The sequence below is a fragment of the Streptomyces sp. NPDC107575 genome (assembly GCF_055657265.1).
This window is the reverse complement of record NZ_JBVKBG010000002.1, coordinates 870,790-886,242: the sequence shown is the minus strand read 5'-3', so window position 1 is coordinate 886,242 and position 15,453 is coordinate 870,790. Positions and strand designations below refer to the sequence as shown.

At 72.0% G+C, this 15,453-nt stretch carries 10 protein-coding genes; 6 read left to right on the top strand and 4 right to left on the bottom strand.

The features are described from left to right. A complete protein-coding gene (locus tag ACZ7L4_RS10575; RefSeq protein ID WP_472101344.1) occupies nt 1–924 on the bottom strand; it encodes an FkbM family methyltransferase in 924 nt (307 codons plus the stop codon). Between the two features lie 202 nt (nt 925–1,126). Between ACZ7L4_RS10575 and ACZ7L4_RS10570 the strand changes: the two genes are divergently transcribed. Further along, a complete protein-coding gene (locus ACZ7L4_RS10570; protein WP_472101343.1) occupies nt 1,127–2,896 on the top strand; it encodes a glycosyltransferase family 2 protein in 1,770 nt (589 codons plus the stop codon). Here ACZ7L4_RS10570 and ACZ7L4_RS10565 read toward each other — a convergent pair. The 3 genes from ACZ7L4_RS10565 to ACZ7L4_RS10555 all read right to left on the bottom strand — a co-directional run bounded on the left by ACZ7L4_RS10565 (nt 2,868) and on the right by ACZ7L4_RS10555 (nt 7,326). Beyond that, on the bottom strand, nt 2,868–3,701 hold the full coding sequence (locus ACZ7L4_RS10565; RefSeq protein WP_472101342.1) for a siderophore-interacting protein: 834 nt from the start codon (nt 3,699–3,701) through the stop codon (nt 2,868–2,870). The two genes, ACZ7L4_RS10570 and ACZ7L4_RS10565, sit on opposite strands and share 29 nt — an antisense overlap. An 11-nt stretch (nt 3,702–3,712) precedes the next feature. Next, the gene (locus tag ACZ7L4_RS10560) at nt 3,713–4,420 is read right to left on the bottom strand and encodes a DUF2470 domain-containing protein (RefSeq protein ID WP_472101341.1); all 708 of its coding nucleotides are present in this window, start codon (nt 4,418–4,420) and stop codon (nt 3,713–3,715) included. Nucleotides 4,421–4,491: 71 nt separating this feature from the next. Further along, entirely contained in the window at nt 4,492–7,326 is a 2,835-nt protein-coding gene (locus ACZ7L4_RS10555) for a glycoside hydrolase family 3 C-terminal domain-containing protein (protein WP_472101340.1), read from the bottom strand. A 225-nt stretch (nt 7,327–7,551) separates the two neighbouring features. Here ACZ7L4_RS10555 and ACZ7L4_RS10550 point away from each other — a divergent pair, with 225 nt between their 5' ends. Genes ACZ7L4_RS10550 through ACZ7L4_RS10530 form a run of 5 tightly spaced genes read left to right on the top strand, consistent with a single transcriptional unit; the run spans nt 7,552 to nt 15,433 of the window. Further along, nucleotides 7,552–9,240: an extracellular solute-binding protein gene (locus tag ACZ7L4_RS10550; protein WP_472101339.1), complete on the top strand. Its 1,689-nt coding sequence runs from the start codon at nt 7,552–7,554 to the stop codon at nt 9,238–9,240. Then, nucleotides 9,240–10,265: an ABC transporter permease gene (locus ACZ7L4_RS10545; RefSeq protein WP_472101338.1), complete on the top strand. Its 1,026-nt coding sequence runs from the start codon at nt 9,240–9,242 to the stop codon at nt 10,263–10,265. Before ACZ7L4_RS10550 ends, ACZ7L4_RS10545 begins: the two co-directional genes overlap by 1 nt. Before the next feature lie 13 nt (nt 10,266–10,278). Continuing rightward, the gene (locus ACZ7L4_RS10540; RefSeq protein ID WP_472101337.1) at nt 10,279–11,214 is read left to right on the top strand and encodes a carbohydrate ABC transporter permease; all 936 of its coding nucleotides are present in this window, start codon (nt 10,279–10,281) and stop codon (nt 11,212–11,214) included. After that, the gene (locus ACZ7L4_RS10535) at nt 11,211–13,223 is read left to right on the top strand and encodes a beta-galactosidase (protein ID WP_472101336.1); all 2,013 of its coding nucleotides are present in this window, start codon (nt 11,211–11,213) and stop codon (nt 13,221–13,223) included. The genes ACZ7L4_RS10540 and ACZ7L4_RS10535 overlap by 4 nt, the downstream gene beginning before the upstream one ends. Beyond that, nucleotides 13,220–15,433, top strand: a complete 2,214-nt coding sequence (locus ACZ7L4_RS10530; RefSeq protein ID WP_472101335.1) for a glycosyl hydrolase family 95 catalytic domain-containing protein — start codon at nt 13,220–13,222, stop codon at nt 15,431–15,433. The genes ACZ7L4_RS10535 and ACZ7L4_RS10530 overlap by 4 nt, the downstream gene beginning before the upstream one ends. Nucleotides 15,434–15,453: the final 20 nt, after the last annotated feature.

Below are 15,453 nucleotides of genomic sequence, written 5' to 3'. Positions count from 1 at the left end.
TCAGCCGCCGGAGCCCTGTCCGGCGGCGGCCGCGCGCTCCGGGTTCCCCGGAGCCGGCACGGGGGCCTGGTCGGCGCGCATCATCACGCAGTCGAACTCGAGCACCCGGCCGGTGTTCTTCTCGCGGGTCACCGGGTACATGCCGGTGACCTCGAAGCCGCGGTCCTCGTACGCGGCGAGGGCCTCCTGCATGCGCGGGCTGCCTTCGTAGAGCCGCAGGAGCGCGACCTCCGACTGCAGGCCCACGAAGTCGTCGACGCGCTTCCCCGCCCCGGCGAAGACCTCCAGGTCGTAGCCCTGCGTGTCCATCTTGAGGTAGGGGCGCGGGTCGGGGATGCCGGCGAGGGCCTGGTCCATGAGGCCGTCGAGGCGGCACACCTGGATTTCCTCCGTGCGGCCCTTCGTGAACCGCTTGTACGCCGCGTTCCCGTAGTCGCTCGGGTCGAGCAGCGAGTTCATCGTGTTCCACTCGACGTGCATGGGCCGAAGTTCGTCCGAACGGCCGAGCCCGCACGGAAAGACGTGCCAGTCCGGATCCCCGTCGGCCTGCTTTTGGAGCTTCTCCAGGAAGCGCGGGACGGGCTCGAACGATACAATGCGGCCTTTGTATCCGGACTGCCTCAGACGCCTTCCGTACTGTCCGACGTTCGCACCCACGTCGAATACGCAGTTCACTCCGTAGTAGTCGAGCATCTCGGCCACGTGGCGGCTGCAGAGATAGTCGGACGCCGCCTTCTGGAAATCCCGCTCCGGCACCTCCGACTTCCGCTCGTCCACGACGAGATGGACGCCGCCGCCGAAGTCGGTGCTGGTCCACTTCCCGAGCCGCCGGTGCACAAGGACCACCGCGCCCGGGGCCAGGTCGATGATCTGGGCCCCGGTCCGCGAGAGGCCGTTCAGCAGGGTCCGGTACAGAGAAGCCATGGCCGACACCGTCGCAGAGACGGCGCAGAACCCCGGCAGGGCCCGGCCCACGTCACCCAAATCGGTGACACCGCGTACTCCGTGCGATATTCACACCGAGGGGTGACCATGGAAGTGCGTTCCTGTGAAGGAAACAAACGCTGCCAGGTAATGAGCCCGCTCCTCGGAGAAGCTCTCCGAGCGCACGGATTGACGCACCTACATGACCCCCGTAAAAGTCTCGGTCATAATACCGACCCACAACACCGGCGAAGACGTCATGGTGGGCCTCACCGCACTGCGGAAACAGTCCATGCCCCGCACGGACTTCGAAGTCCTCTACGTCGACGACGGGTCCACGGACGACACCGTCGCATTCCTGGAGAAGGAATTGGCCGGCGAGGACAACATGCACGTCGTCCCGATGAGCAACTCGGGCTGGCCCGGTCGCCCCCGCAACACCGGCGTCGACCGCGCGCGCGGCGAGTACGTGCACTTCGTGGACGACGACGACTGGCTCTCGCCGCAGGCGCTGGAGCGGCTCTACGCGCGCGCCAAGGACACCGACGCGGACATCGTGATCGGGCGCATGGCGGGACACGGGCGCGGCGCCCCGCGGGCCCCGTTCGCCAGGCCCCTGGAGCGGGGCTCCGTGCGCGAGAACCCCGTACTGCTGGGCAGCATGACCGTCCACAAGCTGTTCCGCCGGCAGTTCCTCCTCGACCACGAGCTGCGCTTCGAGGAGGGCCGGGTCCGGCTCGAGGACCATCTGTTCACGCTGCGGGCCTATCTGCTGGCCAAGCAGGTCAGCACCGTGCCGGACTACACGACCTACCACTGGGTGCGGCACCGCAACGGCAAGCACAACATCAGCTACACCCCGATCGAGCCCGCCCCCTACATCGGCTCGGTGCGGCGCATCATCGCGCTGCTGCACGCCCCGGACACCGGGGTGTCGGACGACGAGCTGCGGCACAGGTTCACCGCCAACTGGTACGGCAGCAAGGCGCTGAAGCGGCTCACCGGGAAGGGCTTCCTCGGGCAGGACGAGGAGCGGCGCGCGGCGTGGCGCCAGGAGGTCATCGATCTCGCCGCCGAGCTGCCCGCCGCCGTCGACCGCCATCTGCCGGAGCGCCTCCGGGTGCTGTCCCGCCTGTGCCGGTCCGGCGATCACGAGGGCATCCACGCCTACACCCGGTTCGAGAGCGAGGTCCGGCACCGCCCGGAGGTCGAGGAGGCGGACTGGCGCGACGGGGCGCTGCACGTGCGCGCCCGCACCACACTGGTGCGGACCGACCCGGAGACGGGCGAGAGCACCCCGCTCCTGTTCCGCCGCACCGTACGCGCGACGCCGACCGGGAAGCAGAAGGTGCGCTGGACCTGGCAGCCGCCCGCTCCCCTGGACGCCCTGACGGGGCTCGCCCCCGCGCTCGACTTCACCCGGCCGCTCGAGCGCGCCAAGGCGCAGGGCCTCGTGCGCCACAAGGCGGGCGGCACCGAGCTGGTCGTGACCACCGGGACGTCCACCCTGCGGCCCGAGCCGCACGAGGCGGACCCCGAGCTGTGGGAGATGCACTGGACGACGGATTGCACCATCGACCCCGCCGGCGTCGACGAGATCTCCGGACCGCTCGACCCCGGCGCCTGGCACGTGTGTCTGCGCCTGAACGTGGGCGGCTGGCTCAGCTCACCGCGCCTGTCCGGCGTGCGGTTCTCCGTGCCGGACCCCTCGAAGCCCTCGAAGCCCGCGAAGCCCGTGGCGGCCGCGCCGCAGCGGACCGCGCCCCGGCACCCGCTGCACGGCGTCGTGAAGGCGGCGGTCCCCGTGCTGCGCCGGGTGCTCCCCGCCGCCGCGTACCTGGCGGTGCGCAACGCGTACCGGCGTCTCGTCGCCCGCGACCGGAAACCGGATCCGGTCCTGGCGGCCATCGAGGAGCTGCGGCGCGTCAGGCGGGCGCAGGCGCTCAGTGTTTCCAGTAGCCGCAGAACATGATGCGGTCCTTCGGCACACCCTGAGCCACCCAGTGCCGGCGCAGTCCGGTGGCGAGTCCCGACTCCCCGACCACCCAGCCGTACAACGGGCCTTCGGGGACCGGCAGTTGGCGGGCGCGTTCCAGTGCGGCCGCGCCGGGCACCGGCGCGTCCTGGCCGCCCCGGTCGACCCAGACGACCTCGATACCGGGCGGAGCCGTGAGTTTCCTGCGGTCCTCGGGGGCCGGCACTTCGGCGACGGCCCAGCCCGTGGTGTCGTCGGGCAGCGAGGCGAGGACACCGGCGAGCGCGGGCAGGCCCGACTCGTCGGCGGCGAGGGCCACATGGCGGACGCCTTCGGGGAGGTTGAAGCCGGTTCCCTCGTCGACGAGGACGACCGGGTCGCCGGGCTCGCAGCGCTGCGACCAGGTCGCGGCGGGGCCGGCCGCCGCCTCGTCGCCGTGCCCGTGGAGCACGAAGTCGACGTCGAGTTCGGGGCCCTGGGGGCCTTCGGCGCGGTGGGCGCTGACCGTGTAGTTGCGCAGGACGGGGCGGGTCTCCTTGGGGCCGCCGAGGAGTTTCAGGTAGCTGACCGTGGTCAGCCGGTCCGGGACCCGGCCGAGCGAGGCGTCCGCGTCGGGCCCCGCCGGGAGGAAGAGGCGGAACCACTGGTCGTAGCCCATCGGCCGGAAGTCCGCGATGTCGCCGCCGCCGAGGGTGACCCGGACGAAGTGCGGCGAGAGGTGTTCGCTGCGCAGCACGTGCAGGCGCAGGGGGCGTGCCGCGTCGGGCTTGACGCGGGTGGCGGTGAGGTTGCCACGCTGCATGACGCCTCCGTTCAGCGGTGTGCGCGGGTGGCCGCGACGTCGAGGAGTTCCTGGATGCGGTGGCCCACCTCGTGGGGGCCGACCGCGTGGGTGTGGAAGGCGATGCGGACGTCCTCGTGTTCCTGGGCGGCGCGTTCGAGGCGCAGGACGAGGCCCCTGCGGTCGAGGCGCACGGGCCGGATGTCCGCCACGTCGGACAGGTCCAACTCGCCGACCAGCTCCACGAGTTGGACGAGCAGGTCCGCGTGGCCCGTGTCGAGGTGCGAGAGCAGTTCCGCCTCGACCCCGGCCAGCGGGTCGGGCGCCGCCGCGGCGAGTTCCGTCATGTCGAGCACGCGCACCGCGTCGTCCTCGGCGAACGCGGCCCGCGCCGGGCGGAACACCAGGGTGTCGGGTCCCGCGTTGCCGAGGCGTCCGCTGAAGGCGAGGCGGGCGCGCACCCGGTCGCGTACGACGACGGGGGCCACGTCGGTGAACTCCGCGTACGCGGCGAGGCCCGAGTGCGGCGCCGTGGCGAGCGCCTCGGTCAGCCGCGGGTCGGCGGGGTCGAGCAGGACGAGCCGGGACGCGGCGTCCACGACATAGAGCCCCACGCAGTCGAGCCGCAGCCGGGCCTCGGTCGCGGTGGTCAGGGTCAGGGTCAAGGTGTCGGCCGCGGCGAGGATCGTCCGCGCCCGCTCGGCGGGGGTGAGCTCCTGGTGCGCCACTGGGTTGACCATCTCCACTCCAAACTTAGGTAAGGCTCACCTTACTCATGCGTGGGATGTGGTGTCACCCCCGCCCCCACACCTCATCCCCCGGTGCCCCGCGCGGCGAAGGTGATGCGGGACAACCGGACGCCTCCACGCAGCCGCACGCGCAGCTCGCGCACCCCGGTGGCGGCGAAGGGGGCGTCGACGGTGACGTGCTCGTACGGTCCGCCGGTGGCGGGCACCTCGACGCGACAGCCGTCGCCCACGTCCACGAGGCCCACGTCCACAGCGCCTTCGCCCGCTACGTCGAGACGCACGACCGAGACACCATCCCCCCCGAAGTCGCAGTCCCTGTAGAGGAGTTCACCCGTCCCGGTCACGGCGTCGCCGTGCGCCCTGGCGCGGTCGACGATCTCGATGTCGCCGCGCCGCTCGTCGTACGTCGCCGGGTCCAGGCCGTCGGCGAGGACGTCGCGCGGCGCGGGTGTCTCGCCGTCCATGTGCAGGGTCTCGCTGAGGCGGATGTCCGCGCTGGAGGCGCCGACGAGCAGTTCGTACCGCCCGTCCGTGACGCTCCAGCGGCCGCGCGCGACGTCCCAGTGGCCGAAATCGGCGGCCGGAACGCGGAAGGTGACCCGCTCCGAGGCCCCCGCGCCGAGGGTGACCCGGCGGTACCCGGCGAGCTGGCGGCGCGGCCGCGGCACGGCGGAGTCCACCGCCCGCAGATACAGCTGCGGCACCTCGTCGGCCGTGCGCGAGCCGGTGTTCGTGACGGTGAAGGTGACCTCCACCGTCGTGTCGTCGGGGCAGGACACGAACAGCGCGTCGTAGGCGAACCGCGCGTAGGACAGGCCGTGTCCGAACGGGTAGAGCGGGGCGCCCTCGAAGTAGAGGTACGTCTGGCGCGAGCCGATGATGTCGTAGTCCAGCAGGCCCGGCAGGTCGGCGTCGGCCGCGTACCAGGTCTGCGGGAGCCGGCCCGCCGGGCTCACGTCCCCGGCGAGGACGCGGGCGAGTGCGCGGCCCGCGGCCTGGCCGCCGTGCGCGGTCCACAGCAGGGCGGGCAGTTCGGCGTGCGCGTCCGGGACGGCGTAGGGATACGAGGAGACCAGGGCGAGGGCCGTGCGCGGGTTGGCGGCGCGGGCCGTGCGCCACAACTTTGCCTGCTGCGGCGGGAGTTCAAGGGTTGTACGGTCCTCCGTCTCGCGGCCGTTGATGTGCGGGTCGTTGCCCGCGAAGACCAGTACGACGTCCGCGTCGGCGGCGGCCCGCGCCACGGCGTCGGTGCCGCGCTCGACGATGTCGACCTCGAACACCGTGCCCTGGTCGGCAACCTTCAGGCCGTCGGCGGCGACCGACACGTACCGACCCGTTCCGGCGTGCCTGAGGAGGTGTCCGTTCCCGTGCGGTTCGAGCGTGAACGTCTCCTGGACGACCCAGCCGCCGGGTTCTTCGGCGGAGGCCCGTACGCAGCCGTCGTCGGCGACCGAGAGGTGGCGGCCGTCGGGCGCGCGGAGTGTGAGGACGCCGGACCCCCAGTCGTTCAGGGCGAGTTCGGTGCCGTCGGCGTCCGGCGAGACGTGCAGCGGCGGCAGGTCGGTGCGGCCCTCGATCAGCGCGGGGTCGAGGGCGATCGCCTCCCGGTCGTCCACCGCGCCCGTGTCCTCCGGAACGCACACCCACCCCTGCGCGCACCGCAGCCGCACCCGGTCGACCCCCTCCGCGTACGTGACGCGCTCCGCGCCGAACCGCTCCCGCAGCCCGTCGAGGGGTGTCGAGCGGCGGATGAGGGTGCCGCTGTACCAGTCCGTCCTGCACACGTCCGCGAGCGGGCCGACGGCCGCGATCCGGGTGTCCGCGCCGAGCGGCAGCAGGCCGTCGTTCTTGAGCAGCACGATGGCCTGCTCGGCGGCCTCCTGGGCGAGCGCACGGTGCGCCTCGCTGTCGAAGTCCCAGTCCCCGTCGAAGGGTTCGGCGTCCGCGAACTCGCCGAGCCGGGCGCGCACCTCCAGCTGTCTGCGCACGGCCGCGTCGATGTCGGCGTCGGCGATCAGCCCCTGGTCGTGGGCGCGCCGCAGCCGTCCGACGACGACCGAGGAGTCGGTGCCGTGGTCGGTGAAGCTGTCGACGCCCGCGCGCAGGGCGGCGGCGACGGCCTCCTCGTGGGTGTCGAAGTAGTGCTCGGAGTCGACGAGGTTGCTGGGCGCGCCCGCGTCGGAGCAGACGAGGAGTTCCTGGTCGGTCCAGGTCCGCAACTGCTCGCGCAGGTACGGCGATACGTGGTTGGGGCGACCGTTGACGAGGTTGTAGGCGGGCATGACACCGGCCACCGCGCCCGCCTCGACGGGCCGCCGGAAGGCCCGGAGGTCGTACTCGTGCAGGACGCGCGGGCGCACGGAGGCGTTGGAGGTGTCCCGGTCCGTCTCGTTGTTGTGGGCGAGCCAGTGCTTGAGGACGGGGGCCGTGCGCCAGTACTCGGGGTGGTCGCCGCGCAGGCCGCGGGTGTAGGCGGTGGCGATGGCGGCGGTGAGGTGGGGGTCCTCGGCGTAGCCCTCCTCGTTCCTGCCCCACAGCGGGTTGCGCAGCAGGTTCACCACGGGCGCCCAGACGTTGAGGCCGACCCGGTCGTCGCGCCGGCGCATGGCGCGGGCCTCGGAGGAGACGGCGGCGCCGATCCGGTGCAGCAGCTCGTCGTTCCAGGTGGCGCCGAGGCCGACCGCCTGCGGGAAGACGGTGGCCTCCCCCATCCACGCGACGCCGTGCAGCGCCTCCTGCCCGGTGCGGAATGCGGCGAGGCCGAGGCGCGGCACGCCGGGTGTGAACTGGTGCAGGAGCGCGAGGCGTTCGTCGAGCGTGAGGCGGTCGAGGAGCTCGTCGACGCGCTTGCCGTCGGGGGCGGCGGAGCCGGTGCGGAGGGGAGATCTATCGGTCACGTGCGCGTCCCTTGGCCGGAGGAGAAGTCGGAGAGAGCGGAGCGGATTCGAAGCGCTTCGATGCTCTGTACTGCGATGACCAGGTGTCAAGTACGCGGCACTAAAAGCGCGTTCGGGAAATTGACGCACGCGTCTTGTGGCCGTGGGAGCGCTCCCTTAATGTCACGGCAACATCGAAGCGCTTCGACATCTGCGCGACGCGTAATCCCCCGAAGGGTTGCTCCCATGACGCCGAACTCCCCCTCCACCGGCCCCGGTCGGAGAAGCTTCCTCGCCTCCACCGCGGTCGCCGCCGCGGCCGTGGCCGGCGGCGTGCCCCTGCTCTCCGCGTGCGGGGGCACCGCCGAGACGGGCGAGGGGACGACCTCCGGGAAGTCGGCGAAGAAGCTCCTCCCGACGTACGCGGCGCGCCCCATCGGCACGCCCGACATCGCGTCGAAGAACGGTTCCTGCGTCGGCTTCACCAGCAAGGTGGACCTCGCGAAGCTGGAGACGTCGGTGCCGAAGAAGCTCGGCACCGGGGCCGAGGTGAAGATCATGGCCCCGTTCTGGGGGCCGGTACCGAAGGCCGACTGCGAGTACTACACCGCGCTCAACGAGGCCTCCGGTGTGCGGGTCAGCTGGCAGAACCAGGACGGCAACACCTACGGCGAGAAGATCGGCGCGGTGCTCGCCTCCAGCTCGCTGCCCGACGTGCTGATCGTGCCCGGCTGGGAGCTCTCGGGGAAGATCCCCGCCGCGCTCGTCGCGAAGATGATGGACCTCGGCCCCTATCTGGCCGGCAGCAAGGTGCGCGACTACCCGAACCTCGCGGCGATCCCGGAGGACGCCTGGCGGCGCGGCATCTTCGGCGGCAAGCTGCGCGGCATCCCGTACCCGTACGCGTACATCCCGAACATCGCGCCCTTCTACCGCAAGGACCTCTTCGACAAGAAGGGCTGGGAGCCGCCGAAGTCGGCGCAGGAGTTCCTCGACCTCGCCAAGGAGATGACCAGCAAGAAGGCGGGGGTGTACGGCTGCGACGACATGAAGTGGTCGGCCTTCAACTTCTTCGGCTCGCTCGGCGGCAGCGAGAAGGCGCTCGGCTGGAAGCTGGAGGGCAAGAAGCTCGTCAAGCGCCTGGAGACCGACGAGTACCTCGAAGCCCTGGAGTGGACGCGCAAGCTGTACGCCGCCGGGGTCGTGCACCCCGAGGCCAAGGCGCAGACCGGCGACGGCGCGCTCCGCTTCACCAGCGGCAAGGTCCTGATGTACAACGCCGACATCACCGCCTGGTACGGCAAGAGCGCGGAGATGCAGGGCAGCAAGGCGTTCCCGGACTTCGAGATGGCCGCGATGGACATCTTCGGGCACGACGGCGGCGACCCGAAGCTGTTCGCGGGCACCCCGGCGAACGTATGGGCGTTCGTCCGCAAGAACGCGTCCAAGGAGACCGTGAAGAACGCGCTGGCCGCCGCCAACTACGCGGCCGCGCCCGTCGGCACCAAGGAGCACATGCTCGCCTACTACGGCGAGGAGGGCACCCATTTCACGCTGAAGGACGGCGTCCCGACCAAGACCAAGAAGGGCAACGCGCAGGCGCTCAACACCTGGCAGATGCTGTCGGGGCCTGCCCCGTTCTTCGCGTATCCCGACCTGCCGGACGTCACCAGGGCGATGGTCGAGTGGCAGCAGCGGATGGGCGCGTTCGTCACCAAGTCGCCGTTCTACGGCATGACGATCGTCGAGCCCTCCCGCTACGCCACCCTCGAGGACAAGTTCGAGCAGCTGGAGGACGACTACGTCCGCGGCAACAAGTCGCTCGGCGACGTCCAGCAGGCGATCAGCGACTGGAAGTCGCGCGGCGGCGACAAGCTGCGCGACTGGTACAAGAAGCTCCTCGACGAGAACGGCGCGAACGGCGGCGCGTCCTGATGGCGCTGCAGACCCAGCGCCCGCCCCGGGCCGCCACCACCCGCAAGGGCGAGGCGGCCGGGGCCGGGGAGCGCCGCTCCGGGAAGAAGGCGGGCCGGGGCGTCACCCGGCGGATCCGGCTGCGCCGCGACCGGGCGCTGATCCTGATGACCCTGCCCGTCATCGCCCTGCTGCTCGTCTTCAACTACGCACCGCTGCTCGGCAACGTCGTCGCGTTCCAGGACTACAACCCGTACGTCTCCACCAACGGCGTCACGGCGATCCTGCACTCGCCGATGGTGGGCCTCGAACAGTTCCAGAGGATGCTCGGGGACTCCGACTTCTGGAGCGCGCTGCAGAACACCCTCGTCCTGTTCCTCATCCAGCTGCTGCTGTTCTTCCCGGTGCCGATCGCGCTCGCGCTGCTCATCAACAGCGTGCTCAGGCCGCGGGTGCGGGCCCTGTCGCAGGCGGTCCTCTATCTGCCGCACTTCTTCTCGTGGGTGCTCGTCGTCACGGTCTTCCAGCAGATGTTCGGCGGCGCCGGGCTGATCGCGCAGATCCTCCAGGACCACGGCGTCGACGGCTTCGACCTGATGACGGACGCCGGGATCTTCAAGTACCTGCTCACCGCGCAGATGGTCTGGAAGGACGCCGGCTGGGGCATCATCGTCTTCCTCGCGGCCCTCGCCTCTGTCAGCCCCGAGCTGTACGAGGCGGCCGCCATGGACGGCGCGAACCGCTGGCGCCGCATGTGGCACGTCACGCTGCCCGCGCTGCGCCCGGTGATCGCGCTGCTGCTCGTCCTGCGCGTCGGCGACGCGCTCACCGTCGGCTTCGAACAGATCCTGCTGCAGCGCAAGGCGGTGGGCGCGGGCGCCTCCGAAGTGCTCGACACCTACGTGTGGTCCACCGGCATCCAGAACGGCGACTTCAGCTACGCGGCGGCCGTCGGCCTGGTGAAGGGCGTGGTCGGGATCTGTCTGGTCCTGGCGGCCAACAAGTTCGCCCATCTGCTCGGCGAGCAAGGCGTGTACAAGAAGTGAGGGTGGACAAGGAATGAGCGTCACCGTCGAACGCCCGCGCCCCCGTGCGCGGTGGCAGGCGCCCGAGCGCCCGGTGTGGGAGGAGCCGCCGACCAGGGCGGGCCTCGGCGCCAAGGGACTGGTCCTCGCCGTGTGCTGTGTCGCCGTGCTCGGGCCGCTGTGGGTGGTGGTCGTCACGAGCCTGTCGCCGCGGCACGTCATCGACTCGGCGGGCGGCCTGGTGCTGTGGCCCGAGGCGATCACCTTCGTCAACTACCAGGAGCTGCTCAGCGGCGGCCAGGTCAGCCGGGCCATGCTGGTCTCGCTCGGGGTGACCGGCGTCGGCACGGTCTTCTCGATGGGGGTGTCGGTCCTCGCGGCGTACGGGCTGTCCCGGCCGGGCTCGTTCGCGCACCGGGCGCTGCTGATGGCGCTGATGACGACGATGTTCTTCAGCGCCGGCCTCATCCCGACGTATCTGCTGGTGCAGACGCTCGGCCTGACCGACAGCTATCTGGCGCTGATCCTGCCGAGCGCGGTCAGCGTGTTCAACATCCTGGTGCTGCGCGGGTTCTTCATGAACATCTCGCAGGAGCTGACGGACAGCGCCCGCATCGACGGGGCCGGCGACCTGCGGATCCTGTGGACGATCGTGCTGCCGTTGTCCCGCGCGGTCGTCGCCGTCATCTCGCTGTTCTACGCGGTGGCGTACTGGAGCGCCTGGTTCAACGCGATGATCTACATCGACGACCCGGCGAAGCTGCCGCTGCAGAACGTGCTGATGCAGCTCGTGCAGAAGAACTCGGCGCTGCCAACAGGCCTGAGCCAGGCGGTCAACGCGGGTGAACTCTCCGCGCTCGGACTGCAGATGGCGATGATGGTGCTGGCCCTCGCGCCGGTCGCGGTCGCCTCCCCGTTCGTCCAGCGGCACTTCAAGAAGGGCATGCTCATCGGGGCGGTGAAGGGGTGAGCGGCGACCGGGGCCTCGACCGGGGCTTCGCCCGCGACGGGCAGCTGCTGTTCGGCGGCGACTACAACCCCGAGCAGTGGCCCGAGGAGGTGTGGGCCGAGGACGTCCGGCTGATGAAGGAGGCCGGGGTCACCTCGGTCACGGTCGGCGTCTTCGCCTGGGCGAGACTCGAACCGAGCCCCGGCGCCCGGGAGTTCGGCTGGCTCGACCGGCTCCTCGACCTGCTGCACGCGCACGGCGTCGGCGTCGTCCTCGCCACCCCGACCGCGTCCCCGCCGCCCTGGCTGGGCCGCCTGCACCCGGACACGCTGCCGCGCGACGAGGACGGGCACACCGTGTGGTGGGGTTCGCGCCAGCACTTCGCCCACTCCTCCGCCACGTACCGCCGCCACGCGGCCGCGATCACGGAGGACCTCGCCGAGCGCTACGGCCACCACCCGGCCCTGCGCATGTGGCACATCAACAACGAGTACTGCACCTTCGACCACGGCGAGGAGGCGGCGCGCGCCTTCCGCGACTGGCTGCGCGCGAAGTACGACACCCTCGACGCGCTCAACACGGCCTGGGGCACGGCCTTTTGGGGCCAGCACCTCGACTCGTGGGAGGACGTGATCCCGCCGCGCCGCGCCCAGTACCTGCGCGGTCCTGCGCAGCTCCTGGACTTCCGCCGCTTCACCTCCGACGCGCTCCTCGCCTGCTACGTCGCCGAGCGTGACCTCGTCCGCCGCCACACGCCCGAGCACATCCCGGTGACGACGAACTTCATGCCGCTGTGGACCGGGCAGGACGCCTGGGAGTGGGCGCGGCACGAGGACGTCGTGTCCGTCGACGTGTACCCGGACCCGCGCGACCCGCTGGCCGGTCAGTACAACGCGATGCTCGCCGACATGACGCGCTCTCAGGCCGGCGGGCGCCCGTGGATGCTGATGGAGCAGGCGGCGGGCGCGGTGAACTTCCGCCCGCTCAACTCCCCCAAGCCGCGCGGCCTGAACCGCCTCCTGTCGCTGCAGTCCGTGGCGCGCGGCGCCGACGCCGTCTGCTACTTCCAGTGGCGCCAGTCCCGGCAGGGCGCGGAGAAGTTCCACTCGGCGATGCTCGGGCACGCGGGCCCGCAGGGCCGGTCGTTCGCGGAGGTCCAGGAGATCGGCGCGGACCTCGCCCGGCTGGGCCCGGCCGTCACAGGGACGCGCCTGAGCGCCGAGGTCGCCGTGCTGCACGACTGGCACTCCTGGTGGGCCGGGAGCCAGGACGGCAGACCGTCGGCGCACATCGCGTACGAGGAGGTGGTGCGGGCCTGGCACCGCGCGCTGTGGGAGGCGCACCTCACGGCCGACTTCACGCATCCCGAACACGACCTGTCCGCCTACCCGTTGGTGGTCGTCCCGCAGCTGTACCTGCTGACGGACGCGGCGATCGACAACCTGGTGGCGTACGTGCGCGGCGGCGGGTCGCTGGTGTGCGGGTTCTTCACGGGGATCGCCGACGCGGACGACCGGGTGCGGCCCGGCGGCATGGACGCCCGGCTGCGCGAGCTGTTCGGCATCCGGGTGCTGCACGAATGGTGGCCGCTGGATCCGGCGGAAACCATTGACTGCGGCGATTTCACCGGCACCCTGTGGTCGGAGGAGCTGACACCGGCGGCCGACGCCGAGGTGGTGGCCGCCTACCGCGGCGGCGAGCTCGACGGACTGCCGGCCGTGCTGCGCCGCGGGCGCGCCCGCTACCTGTCCACGCTCCCGCGCCCCACGGCGCTGCGTGCGCTGCTCGCGGACGCGGCCCTCGAAGCGGGCGTACGGCCTCCACTGACCGGCCTCCCCGCAGAAGTGGAGGCCGTACGTCGCGGGGACCTGCTGTTCGTCCTCAACCACGGGCGCGACGAGGTGACGGTCGCGCTCGCGGAGGGCGGGCGGGACCTGTTGACCGGGGCTCACGTCGAGGGCTCGGTGACGCTCGGCCGGTTCGGCGTCGCCGTCCTGGAGCCGACGGCACCGGGTGCGGGGCTCCGGTGATCCCCGAGCATCCGCACGGCACCTGGGAGACCGCGCCCGCGGGCCGCTGGGAGGACGCCTACCTGAGCGGAAACGGCCGGCACGGCGCACTGACCTTCGGCGACCCGCGCGACGACCGGGTCGTCGTCACCCACCACGCCCTGGTCCGCCCGGACGGCGGCCCGCAGCCGGGGCCGCCCGCGCTCGCCCACGAACTCCCGCTCCTCCAGGACCAGTTGCTCGCCGGTGACGTGACGGCGGCCGAAAGGTTCACGGACGGGCGGCCGCTGCGCTGGGTGCGCGCGTTCCACCCGGCGTTCCAGGTCCGCTTCGTGCGGGACGACGGCGTGGGGCACGGCTACCGGCGCGCGGTCGACTTCGCGACGGGGGTGGCCCAGGCGCGGTGCGGCGCCTGGTGCTCCCGGGTGTTCGTGTCGCGGGCGGACGACGTGGTCGTGCAGTACGTGACCGGCGCCGGGCTCGACGGCGAGGTGGCGCTTGACCCGCGCCTCGACGGCGTCCCGGACCGCCTGGGCATCGGCCGCGGCGTCGTCCTGACCCCGCACGGCGCCCGGCTCACGCTGCGCTGCCGCTACCCGGACGACGAGCTCGGCTACACCGGGGTGACGCTCGCCCTGGTGCGCGGCGGGGTCGCCTCGGTGGGCGGCACGGGGCTGCGCGTCGAGGGCGCGAGCGGACTGCTGCTCCTCACGCGGGTGCGCCGGCATGCCGGGGAGCTGGACACGGCGTCCGAGGCGGGCACGCTCGCGGACCTGATCGCCCCGGGCGGCTCCACCGACGCGACGTACGACACCCTCCTCGCCCGCCATGAGGCCCTGCACCGCCCCGCCTACGAACGGGTCGCCTTCGACCTCGACGCGCCGCGGCACCAACGCGGCCTGCCCGGAAGCGAGTTGCTGGAGCGCCCCAAGAGCCCGGCCCTTCTTGAGCGGCTGTTCGCGGCAGGGCGCTACCACCTGCTCAGCTCCTCGGGCGCGCTGCCGCCGCGCCTGACCGGGCTGTGGACCGGCGCGTGGGACACGGCCTGGTCGGGCGCGTTCACCACGGACGCCAACCTGAACCTCCAGACGGCGTCGGCGGTCGCCTGCGACCTGCCCGAGACCGTCGACGCGCAAGCAGCGCTGATCCGGGGCCAGTTGGCGCACTGGCGGGACAACGCGCGGCTGATCTTCGGTGCCCGCGGCATCGTCGCGCCCGCGCACACCGACGGCGAGTCGGGACACGCGTACCACTACCAGCGCGCGTACCCGATGCATCTGTGGACGGCGGGCGCCGACTGGCTGCTGACGCCGCTCCTCGAACAGGCCGAGGCCACCGGCGAGCGGCCCGCGTGGCTCGCGGCCGCCGTCACCGAACTCGCCGTGTTCTACGAGGACTTCCTCACCCGGACCGGGCCCGACGGGCGGATCGCGATCGTGCCCTCCTACTCCCCGGAGAACCGGCCGGCGAACGCGAGCTGGGGCACCGTCAACGCCACCATGGACATCGCGGCGGCCCGGCACGCGCTGCGCACCGCCGCCGCCTGGCACCCGGGCCCCGACGGCGACCGCTGGACCGCGCTTGCCGAGCGGCTCCCCGACTACCGGGTCAACGAGGACGGGGCGCTGGCCGAGTGGGCGTGGCCGGGCCTCGACGACGCCTACGACCACCGGCACCTCAGCCATCTGTACCCGGTGTGGCCGCACCACGACATCACGCCGTACGACACCCCGGACCTGGCGAAGGCGGCGCGGCGGGCACTTGAGCTGCGCGGCGCCGAGAACGACTCCGCGCACGGGCATCTGCACCACGCCCTGATCGCGGCCCGGCTGCGCGACGCGCCGCGCGTCGCCGACTGCCTGGGGCAGGTCCTGAGCGGCGACTACTTCCACGCCTCCCTGATGAGCGCGCACTATCCGCGCCGCGACGTCTACAACGCGGACGCCGCGCACACCATGCCCGCGCTGGTCACGGAGGCGCTCCTGCAGTCCACGCCGGACCGGCTGGTGCTGCTGCCCGCGCTGCCCGCCGACTGGCGGCGCGGAGCGGTGCGCGGCCTGCGCACCCGGTTCGGGGCGCGGGTGGATCTGCGCTGGGGCGGCGGCCGCTGCACGGCGCACATCCGGCCGGACCGGGACGCGGACATCGACCTCAAGACCCCCGCCGGTGACGCCGGACGCCTGCGCCTGAAGGCCGGCGAGGAGCACGAACTCACCGTGCGCGCACGGTAGTTCACCCACCCACAACAGGC

Bases quoted from the DNA above. Each gene is read 5' to 3' on its own strand.
- ACZ7L4_RS10575 (WP_472101344.1), bottom strand. From the start codon at position 924: ATGGCTTCTCTGTACCGGACCCTGCTGAACGGCCTCTCGCGGACCGGG.
- ACZ7L4_RS10570 (WP_472101343.1), top strand. From the start codon at position 1,127: ATGACCCCCGTAAAAGTCTCGGTCATAATACCGACCCACAACACCGGC.
- ACZ7L4_RS10565 (WP_472101342.1), bottom strand. From the start codon at position 3,701: ATGCAGCGTGGCAACCTCACCGCCACCCGCGTCAAGCCCGACGCGGCA.
- ACZ7L4_RS10560 (WP_472101341.1), bottom strand. From the start codon at position 4,420: ATGGTCAACCCAGTGGCGCACCAGGAGCTCACCCCCGCCGAGCGGGCG.
- ACZ7L4_RS10550 (WP_472101339.1), top strand. From the start codon at position 7,552: ATGACGCCGAACTCCCCCTCCACCGGCCCCGGTCGGAGAAGCTTCCTC.
- ACZ7L4_RS10545 (WP_472101338.1), top strand. From the start codon at position 9,240: ATGGCGCTGCAGACCCAGCGCCCGCCCCGGGCCGCCACCACCCGCAAG.
- ACZ7L4_RS10540 (WP_472101337.1), top strand. From the start codon at position 10,279: ATGAGCGTCACCGTCGAACGCCCGCGCCCCCGTGCGCGGTGGCAGGCG.